The organism is Tritonibacter sp. SIMBA_163, from assembly GCF_046535935.1.
Classification (GTDB): Bacteria; Pseudomonadota; Alphaproteobacteria; order Rhodobacterales; family Rhodobacteraceae; genus Epibacterium; species Epibacterium scottomollicae.
Genome location: NZ_JAWJBP010000872.1, coordinates 1 through 254 on the forward strand (window position 1 = coordinate 1; position 254 = coordinate 254).

1 pseudogene is annotated in these 254 nt (G+C 65.0%); it reads left to right on the plus strand.

Features of this window, described 5'->3' with window-relative positions:
- Nucleotides 1-254: pseudogene (locus R0J92_RS24835) on the plus strand (bifunctional folylpolyglutamate synthase/dihydrofolate synthase); the annotation flags it as partial.

Sequence of the window (254 nt, forward strand, 5' to 3'; positions counted from 1 at the left end):
CGCATCTGTTTGGCGGGCGATCTGATCTCCGAGGCTGACCTCACGCAGGTGCTGGACGAGCGCTCCGGCGCCAATGGCGCCGAGACGGTCAACTATCACTACATGACCGCCGTGGCGGGGCTGATGGCGTTTTCGCGGAGCTCTGCGGAGCACGCCCTGGTGGAGGGGCGCCTTGGGGGGCCGCTCGGCGCCGCTAATGTCATCCCGCCCGAAGTCTCGGTGATTACGCCGATTGCCATCGACCATGAACAATT